Source organism: Rhizobium sp. P1_E1 (genome assembly GCF_056406015.1).
The window spans coordinates 1-8490 of record NZ_JBFUAY010000189.1 but is presented as its reverse complement, the minus strand read 5'-3'; the positions used below and the strand labels follow the sequence as shown (position 1 = coordinate 8490).

Below are 8490 nucleotides of genomic sequence, written 5' to 3'. Positions count from 1 at the left end.
GAACCACCATGGCAGACTGGCAACGAAAATTCTATTGCGCTTCCGAAGAAAATGTAGAACGTTATATGGAGAACGTTCTACAACTCGTCGGGAGGACTTGATGAACTTTCAGCCGGCAGCCATCAGCGGCAACCTCGTTTCGCGTGCCTGGTCCGGGGATATGATCGCGCCACTATCGGATGGCGGTCAGGGAACGGCCGCAAGCTTCGTCTCCAAGACTTTCGAACATGATGGCGCCAAGCTTCCCGTCGAGCTCTTTATATCAGCACTTGGCCTCTACCGCTGCTTCATCAACGGCGTTCGCGTCGGTGACGACCTGTTGACCCCAGGTTGGACGAACTACGACGATCGCCTTGCCTATCAGCGATACCACGTCTCCAACCTGCTCAAGCCGGGTCTCAACCGGATCGAGATCTGGCTTGCCGACGGATGGTATCGGTCGCCTTTGATGTGGGGTGCCCAGGCGATCCCGAATTGCTGGGGCGACAGGATCGGCGCTATTGCGGATCTGATCGGACCGGATGGCACCGTTCTTTCCACCGACACCTCATGGCGAAGCGGCCTTCTGCCGATCCTGAAATCCGGAATCTACTTCGGCGAAATCTACGATGCCCGCCAGGAAAACTACTTGGAGAGCCATGGCACCGAGAGATTGCCCTTTGACAGGGCGCTGCTTGTCGCGCACGAAACGGCTGCGGTGCGCGAGTTGCCGCCACTTGCCGCTGTCGAAAGCTGGACCGACGATGAGGGCAGGACCGTCTACGATTTCGGCCAGAATGCCGGCGGCTATGTCAGATACAAGGTCCGCGGCGCTGCCGGCGCCGAAGTCCGGGTGGAGCATTCGGAGGTACTCGGCCCCGATCGTCATTTCGACAATCGCAACTATCGCACGGCCGCGGCACATACCGTCTACACGCTGCGGGGAGACGGCGACGAGACCTACGCACCGCATTTCACCTTCCACGGCTTCCGTTATGCCCGGGTGACGATCGAGGGCGATGCGAAGATCCTCACAATCGCGTCCATCCCGATCTCGTCGGTGCCTGAGCCCGCCGGCGGTTTCACCTCCGGCAATGCGCTGGTCAATCGCCTCGTCGAGAATACCATCTGGTCGCAGCGCGCCAATTTCGTCGAAGTTCCAACCGATTGCCCGCAGCGCGATGAACGCCTGGGCTGGACGGGCGACGCCCAGGTATTTGCCGCAACCGCATGCTGGCTGAGCGACAGCCAATCGTTTCTCAGGAAGTATCTGCGGGATGTGATGGCTGATCAGCGCGAGGATGGCGCCGTCTCGCACTTTTCACCGGATCCGACGCGCTTGCATCCGGCCAATTTCCCGGGCTATGCCGGCTCGACCGGCTGGGGCGACGCGATCGTCGTCATCCCCTGGGTACTCTACACCCATTACGGCGACCGGGCCGTCCTGTCGGAGTGCCTGGATTCCATGGTGCGCTGGGTCGATTTCGTCTGGTCGATCTCGGATGGTCCGCTCGTGCGTCCGCCCTCGCGTTGGGGCGACCGCGGCTTCACCTTCGGCGACTGGCTGCAGCCGGTCGGCGACAATCGAAAGCCTCGTCCGACGATTGCTGACGACTGCGCGGCCACGCTTTACCACTTCATCTCGACCGACCTTCTGGCAAGGATCGCAGCCACTCTCGGCGAGCATGCGCTTGAAGAGATGATGAACCAGCGCGCAAACGAGATCCGGCGGACATTCGCCAACGAGTTCATCACGCCGGCAGGACGGCTCGCACACAACGACCAGACGTCCTATGCCTTGGCCTTCCTCCACGACCTGATACCGGCGGAGCACACGCAAGCCGCACAGCAGCATTTCCGGCAGGTGATCATCGATGCAGACTACAAGATCGGCACCGGTTTCATCGGCACGCCCGCCCTGCTGCCGGCGCTGACGAAGCTCGGCATGGATGATCTGGCCGAAAAGGTCTTCCTGCAGGAGGATGTACCGGGCTGGCTCTACCAGGTCTCGAAGGGAGCGACGACGATCTGGGAGCGCTGGGATTCCATGGCGCCTGACGGCACCATCTACGAACCTGATATGAACAGCTACAACCACTATGCCTATGGCGCGGTTTGCCAGTGGCTGTTCGAAAGCGTCGCCGGAATTTCTCCGTGCCCGAGCGCCCCCGGATTTGCCGAGGTGGTCGTCGATCCGGCGCCGATTCCGTCCCTTTCGCCGGTTTCGGCCTATCATGATATCAGCCAGGGACGCATCGAGGCCGGYTGGCAGTGCGACGGCAACAAGGTCACCTATGTGCTGACCTTTCCGGAGGGCTGCATCGGCCGGTTCCGGCCGGGAAAACGGCATCAAAATCCGTCGCTCAACGGAGAGCCTGTTGTCGAGGAAGCCATTCTTCCCTCCGGGACGCACCAGCTGGTCTTTTCCCTACCCAATTCTTGAGGAGCATACACGTCACACCGTTCAGAGGAGGAACGTCATGACACATCGGATAAAACTCATTCTTGCGGGCGCGTCCGCGCTTTTGGCACTGGTCGCGGCTGGCCCGTCGCATGCAGACACCACGCTGTCATTCCTGATCGACAACAACCCGGACACCGTCGCGGCAGCCGAGGCACTGGTTGCCGCCTATCAGGCAAAGGCACCCGACGTGACGATCGAAATCGAGCCGCGGGCCGGTGGCGGCGAAGGCGACAACATCATCAAGACGCGCCTGGCAACGGGGGAGATGTCCGATGTGTTTCTCTACAATTCCGGCTCGCTGCTACAGGCGCTGAAGCCGACACAGACGCTTGTCGATCTGAGCGATCTCTCCTCGCAAGCGAAGGTCGACGAAGGTTTCAAATCGGTTGTCCGTGCCGATGGCAAGATCTATGGCGTTCCCTTCGGCACGGCGATGGCAGGCGGGATCCTCTACAACAGGAAAATCTACCAGGACCTCGGCCTCTCCGTCCCGAAGACATGGGCGGACTTCATGGCGAACAACGCGAAGGTCAAAGCATCAGGAAAGGTCGCCGTGGCGCAGACCTATCGCGATACCTGGACCTCGCAGCTGTTCGTTCTGGCTGACTATTACAACCTGCACGCGGCCGTGCCGAACTTCGCCGCAGACTATACTGCCAACAAGGCAAAATACGCCGAGACGCCTGCGGCTCTGAAGGGCTTCGAACGGCTGAAGGACGTTCACGACGCCGGTCTGATGAACGAAGATTTCGGCGCGGCAAGCTACGACGACGGCCTGAGAATGGTGGCAACCGGCGAGGCAGCGCATTATCCGATGCTGAGCTTCGCGGTCGGCGCGCTCAAACAGAATTATCCCGAAAACCTCAACGATGTCGGCTTTTTTGCGCAGCCGAGCGACGACGCCGCAACCAACGGCTTGACGGTCTGGATGCCGCCAGCCCTCTACATTCCCCTGACCAGCCAGCACGCCGAGGAAGCACGGAAATTCGTCGATTTTGCCGGAAGCGTCGAGGCCTGCAAGATCATGGTGGAGACCAATGCCGTTCAGGGGCCTTCCCTGATCGACGGCTGCGACCTGCCAGCTAGTGTACCGCCTGCGATAAAGGACATGCTCCCCTATTTCGAGGCCAAGGACAAGACGACCCCGGCGCTGGAATTCGTTTCGCCGATCAAGGGACCGGCTCTTGAGCAGATCACCGTCGAAGTCGGCTCCGGTATTCGCCAGCCGGCCGACGCAGCAAAGCTCTATGACGACGACGTGCGCAAGCAGGCCAAGCAGCTCGGTCTTCCAAACTGGTAGCGGCCTTTCGGGTCAATTAACCTCGCTCCTAAAGGGGCGAGGTTCCACCCGATCGAAGAGGTAGTCATGACCGAGACACGCCCCCGCTCGCGCAAATCGCCCTACCCGCTGTGGTTTTTCATTCCGGCCGCAATCATCTACGGCGTGCTGTTTCTGGTTCCTACGGTATCCTCTCTCTGGTTCAGCCTCACACGCTGGGATCTTTCGACGGCCGAATTCATCGGGCTCGAAAACTTTCAGCAGTTCTTTTCCGAACCATTCCTGGTCAAGGGACTGGTCAACACGCTGATCTATGCCGTGACGACATCCGGCCTGAAGACGGTCTGCGGGCTGCTGCTTGCCGTGCTGCTAACCAGCAATATCTTCGCCCGCGGCTTCCTGCGCACGCTGGTCTTCTTTCCCGTCCTGGTCTCGACGATCGGCATCGGGATCACTTTCACGGTGATGATGCATCCGACCAGGGGCATCATCAATGTCACGCTCGAGACGCTCGGCATTCCCGGCCCGGGATGGCTCACCAATCCGGCGCTGGCGCTTTTTTCGGTGGCTTTGGTCGATGTCTGGAAGGGTGTCGGCCTTGCAACCCTGATCTTCATCGCCGGCCTTGCCGCGATCAGCCCCGATTATTATGAGGCCGCGAGGATCGACGGCGCCACGCGTCTCCAGCAATTTTTCCGGATCACCCTGCCGCTCGTGCGTCCTGCCACCGTCATCGTGGTGACATTGTCGCTGATCGGCGGGCTTCGATCCTTCGATCTGATATGGGCCATGACCCGCGGCGGGCCCGGTTTCTCCTCCGATGTGATCGCCTCGGTCATCTATAAGCAGTACCAGGCGGGTTTCTACGGCCTGTCGACGGCCGGAAACGTCATCCTGTTCGCGCTGATCGCCATAATCATCCTGCCATTCACCCTGTGGTTCAACCGGCGCGAGGTCGAGGAATGAGAAGCGTCCACCCTTACGTGACCGGCGCGATAGCCCTTGCGGTGACGGCCGTCATCTTCGTCATGCCCTTCGTTTTCGTCGCTCTCCAGGCGGTCAAATCGAAATCCGAAGCCTCTCGCCTCGATTTCGAATTGCCCGAACATTGGCTGTTCTGGGATAATCTGGCCGCCGTCTTCAAGGCGCGCGACTACCAGCTCGCGCTCGCCTATTTCAACTCCACGCTGATCACCGTGGTCTCCGTCACGATCCTGATCCTGCTGTCGGCAATGGTCGGATATGTGATGCAGCGCCGCAAGACCGTCTGGAACAGGGTGGCCTCCATTGCCCTGTTCATGGGTCTGATGATGCCGCCAGCCGTCGTGCCCACCATCGGCCTCTTGCAGGAGATCGGTCTCTTCAAGACCATGACCGGGATGATCCTGATCCAGGTCGCCTATAATCTCTCGTTCTCGACATTGCTCTACCGGTCATTCATTTCGACCATACCGCGCGACCTCGACGAGGCGGCGCTGATCGATGGCGCCAAGCCCCGACAGATTTTCTTCAGAGTGATCCTGCCGTTGCTGAAGCCGGTGACCGTCACCAACATCGTCGTGCAATCGATCGCGATCTTCAACGATTTCACCAACCCGCTCTACTATCTTCCCGGCAAGGAGAACGTGACCGTGCAGCTGACGCTCTATAATTTCCAGAGCATGTATACGAGCCAGTACAATCTCCTCTTCATGAATATCCTCCTCGTGACGATCCCGCCGCTGATTGTCTTCATCTTCTTCAACCGGCAGATCGTCGCCGGCATGACGGCCGGCGCAGTAAAAGGGTAACCGAATGGCTGAGCTCACTCTCAAGCAAGTTCGCAAGAGCTTTGGCGCCCTTGAAGTCATCAAGGGAATTGATCTGGAGGTTGCCTCCGGCGAGTTCGTCGTTTTCGTCGGCCCGTCTGGATGCGGAAAATCGACGTTGCTGCGGATCATCGCCGGCCTAGAAGAAACGACATCAGGCACGCTGACCATCGGCGGCAAGGACGTGACCTCTGCCGAACCCTCCGAGCGCGGCATTGCCATGGTGTTCCAGAGCTACGCGCTCTACCCGCATATGACCGTTGCCGAGAATATCGGCTTCGGCCTTTCACTCGCCCGCCGCCCAAAGGCGGAAATCGCCGCCAAGGTCGCGGCGACGGCTGAAACGCTGCAGCTCACCCAGCTGCTGGAGAGAAAGCCGAAAGCGCTCTCCGGCGGCCAGAGGCAGCGCGTCGCCATCGGCCGCGCGATCATCCGCGATCCCAAGGTCTTCCTGTTCGACGAGCCGCTCTCCAATCTCGACGCTTCGCTCAGAGCCCAGATGCGTCTTGAGATCGCCGATCTGCACGCCCGCCTGAAATCGACGATGATCTACGTTACCCACGACCAGGTCGAGGCCATGACGATGGCGGACAAGATCGTCGTCCTGAACGGCGGCGCGGTCGAGCAGATCGGCAGTCCGATGGAACTCTACCGTAATCCGGCGACACCATTCGTCGCCGGATTCATCGGCAGCCCGAAGATGAACCTCTATGGGGGCGAGACCGCGCGGCGAATGAACTGCACGACCTACGGTATTCGCCCGGAACATATCAGGCTTTCGGAAGGTGCCGGGCAGTGGCAGGGCAGGATCCGGCATGTCGAGCGGCTTGGCGCCGACGCGATCCTCTACCTCGACGTCCCCGAACTCGGTGAGATGGTGGTGCGCGCCGAAGGCGAGACGCCATTTGCGCCTGGAATGACAGTCTGGGCAAATCCGGTCGAAGGAGCGGAACATCGGTTCTGAGGCTAACGCCTGCCCGCCGTCTCGCTCATGAGCCTGCGGAATTTCAGGCGAGAAGACGCGCGGGTTGGCCTTGGCGGATTACCAGCTCGACCGCCTGCTTGTCGAAAGATACGAAGCTCTCGCCGCCAAGCCATGCTCCTTCATGGGCGATCACGCCATCTGCAAAATCGCCATCCGCCTCCAGCATGGCCAGTCCTGCTTCGACCGCAGGACGGTTCATCGCCACATTGCCCGCGTTGAGCAGGTCGTGGATCGTCTGTGAAACATCTTCCTTTGATAGCCTGGCTCCTCGACGCAGTATCCAGACCAGTTCACATAAGCTCGGCAGGGAAACCGCGATCAGCGATGCTTCCTTGAGGAGCTTTGCCGCTGCCCTTCCCTGCTCGGCGTCATCCTGCAGGACGGCTCGAGCAAGAACGTTGGTATCGACTGAGATTTTCATTCCTCGCCGGCCCAGCCCGAAGCCGCGATTTCGTTCATCTCTTCGATGGTCAACGGTTTTTTCATCCTGCCAGCATGCCGTCCGATAAAGTCCTCGATTGTCCCCGTCGGACGAGCAGCCCTTACCCGCAGCTCGCCCCCAGGCAGCTTGTCGAATTCGATCCGCTCCCCCGGCTTGACCCCAAGATGCGTCAGCAAATCCCGTCTCAGCGTGATTTGCCCTTTCATTGTGACCGCAAGGGAAGCCATGGAAAATCTCCGAACTTTAAACCCATACAAAAGTAATGGAATTTTTCCTTACATTCAAGGTTCGAGTGCTACGGACTTGCCTTCACCTGCCTAGTTCGTGTGGCTCACTCCCAACCGAAGAAAAAGTCKGGAAAAATTCGTCTGCCGCTCAAGCTCTCAATTGCGGCAAAGCATCGCCGGCAAGCGATAAGAGCGGCGCATAGTCGGCTTCGGAAAGCACTGAAAAATCAACGAGCCCGAGTGTAGCGCGCATAGCGGCCAGCGATGGCTCCTTGATCGCGGCGTCAAGYGCATTTCGCAGCAGAAGGACTCTCTCGTCCGATGCATCGCCTGAGGTGATGAAGGGCAGACCGGGGCCTTTGGGCGTTTCGGCGATGATGCGGACCGCTTGGAGATGGCCGGGATCGAAGCGGCGAATATTCGCATAAGTGACGCAATCGATGGAGGCACTCTCCGCCCTGCCCTCGGCAACGGCGGCGATGCTGCCGCGGTGGCTGCCGGTTTCGATAATCCGACCGAAGAAGCGGCCGCTGTCGGCAAGCGGAGCGACCGCCGCGCGAAAGAAATTGCTGCCGGAATTGCTGTCAGGGCTATTGATCGCAGCCGTGGTGCCCCGCAAATCCGCCAACGAGCAAAGGGGAGAATCCTTGCGGACGACAATGAAGCTGCGCATCAGCGGGCCGTCGCAGCCGGGATGACCATAAATCGGCGTCGCCACCAGGCGGACCCTGCCACGCAGGCTCCTGGCAAAGGGATAGCCGCATGCCTGCGAGAGAAGAAGATCCGGCCTCAGCCAGGCTTCATCATAGGGAACCGCCTGATCGAGCTTTTCAGGCAAGCCCTTGAGGCCGGCATCCAAGAGATAATGCCGGAGGAACGACCAGAGCTCGGCTGTCGCATCCGCGAGCGGCTCCGAAGTGACATACATGGCGATGCTGACGAGAGACATTCTGGTCCTTTGCGGCGAAGCGCAAGCATCAACCAAGTCAGGCAATGCCGCCGAGGCATACATATTTAAGCTCGGTGTATTCGTCCAATCCGTGCCTCGACCCTTCGCGACCGAGACCCGACATTTTCATGCCGCCGAACGGAGCCTCGGCCGTGGAGACAAGACCGGTATTGACGCCGACCATCCCATATTCGAGCGCTTCGGCGACGCGAAACACTCGCGACAGATCGCGGGCGTAAAAATACGAAGCAAGGCCGAACTCGGTGTCGTTTGCCTGTTCGATGACGTCCTGCTCGTCGCGGAAACGAAAAAGCGGGGCAAGCGGCCCGAAGGTTTCCTCGCGCGCGACCTGCATGC

At 59.9% G+C, this 8490-nt stretch carries 9 protein-coding genes; 5 read left to right on the top strand and 4 right to left on the bottom strand.

The features are described 5' to 3' along the window. Positions 1–100: 100 nt before the first annotated feature. The 5 genes from AC1D1Z_RS30765 (at position 101) to AC1D1Z_RS30745 (ending at position 6494) form a co-directional block, all read left to right on the top strand. A complete protein-coding gene (locus AC1D1Z_RS30765; RefSeq protein WP_130719323.1) occupies positions 101–2422 on the top strand; it encodes an alpha-L-rhamnosidase in 2322 nt (773 codons plus the stop codon). A gap of 37 nt (positions 2423–2459) precedes the next feature. Beyond that, on the top strand, positions 2460–3743 hold the full coding sequence (locus AC1D1Z_RS30760) for an ABC transporter substrate-binding protein (RefSeq protein ID WP_130719324.1): 1284 nt from the start codon (positions 2460–2462) through the stop codon (positions 3741–3743). Between the two features lie 66 nt (positions 3744–3809). Next, positions 3810–4688 carry a carbohydrate ABC transporter permease gene (locus AC1D1Z_RS30755; protein ID WP_028732343.1) on the top strand — a complete coding sequence of 293 codons (879 nt, stop codon included), beginning with the start codon at positions 3810–3812 and terminating at the stop codon, positions 4686–4688. After that, complete coding sequence (locus AC1D1Z_RS30750) at positions 4685–5512, top strand: carbohydrate ABC transporter permease (protein ID WP_130719325.1); 828 nt, start codon at positions 4685–4687, stop codon at positions 5510–5512. Before AC1D1Z_RS30755 ends, AC1D1Z_RS30750 begins: the two co-directional genes overlap by 4 nt. 4 nt (positions 5513–5516) lie before the next feature. Continuing rightward, positions 5517–6494 carry an ABC transporter ATP-binding protein gene (locus AC1D1Z_RS30745; RefSeq protein WP_130719326.1) on the top strand — a complete coding sequence of 326 codons (978 nt, stop codon included), beginning with the start codon at positions 5517–5519 and terminating at the stop codon, positions 6492–6494. 43 nt (positions 6495–6537) lie between these two features. Here AC1D1Z_RS30745 and AC1D1Z_RS30740 read toward each other — a convergent pair whose 3' ends face one another. The 4 genes from AC1D1Z_RS30740 to AC1D1Z_RS30725 all read right to left on the bottom strand — a co-directional run. Further along, positions 6538–6936 carry a type II toxin-antitoxin system VapC family toxin gene (locus AC1D1Z_RS30740; protein WP_018246720.1) on the bottom strand — a complete coding sequence of 133 codons (399 nt, stop codon included), beginning with the start codon at positions 6934–6936 and terminating at the stop codon, positions 6538–6540. Continuing rightward, on the bottom strand, positions 6933–7184 hold the full coding sequence (locus AC1D1Z_RS30735; protein ID WP_112907909.1) for an AbrB/MazE/SpoVT family DNA-binding domain-containing protein: 252 nt from the start codon (positions 7182–7184) through the stop codon (positions 6933–6935). The genes AC1D1Z_RS30740 and AC1D1Z_RS30735 overlap by 4 nt, the downstream gene beginning before the upstream one ends. A 148-nt stretch (positions 7185–7332) precedes the next feature. After that, positions 7333–8133 (bottom strand): phosphate/phosphite/phosphonate ABC transporter substrate-binding protein, encoded by an 801-nt coding sequence (locus AC1D1Z_RS30730; RefSeq protein ID WP_130719327.1) that lies wholly within the window; start codon positions 8131–8133, stop codon positions 7333–7335. 37 nt (positions 8134–8170) lie between these two features. Further along, a partial coding sequence (locus tag AC1D1Z_RS30725) for an aldehyde dehydrogenase family protein (RefSeq protein ID WP_477852628.1) occupies positions 8171–8490 on the bottom strand: 320 nt, incomplete at its 5' end.

Bases quoted from the DNA above. Each gene is read 5' to 3' on its own strand.
- AC1D1Z_RS30740 (WP_018246720.1), bottom strand. From the start codon at position 6,936: ATGAAAATCTCAGTCGATACCAACGTTCTTGCTCGAGCCGTCCTGCAG.
- AC1D1Z_RS30750 (WP_130719325.1), top strand. From the start codon at position 4,685: ATGAGAAGCGTCCACCCTTACGTGACCGGCGCGATAGCCCTTGCGGTG.
- AC1D1Z_RS30735 (WP_112907909.1), bottom strand. From the start codon at position 7,184: ATGGCTTCCCTTGCGGTCACAATGAAAGGGCAAATCACGCTGAGACGG.
- AC1D1Z_RS30760 (WP_130719324.1), top strand. From the start codon at position 2,460: ATGACACATCGGATAAAACTCATTCTTGCGGGCGCGTCCGCGCTTTTG.
- AC1D1Z_RS30745 (WP_130719326.1), top strand. From the start codon at position 5,517: ATGGCTGAGCTCACTCTCAAGCAAGTTCGCAAGAGCTTTGGCGCCCTT.
- AC1D1Z_RS30755 (WP_028732343.1), top strand. From the start codon at position 3,810: ATGACCGAGACACGCCCCCGCTCGCGCAAATCGCCCTACCCGCTGTGG.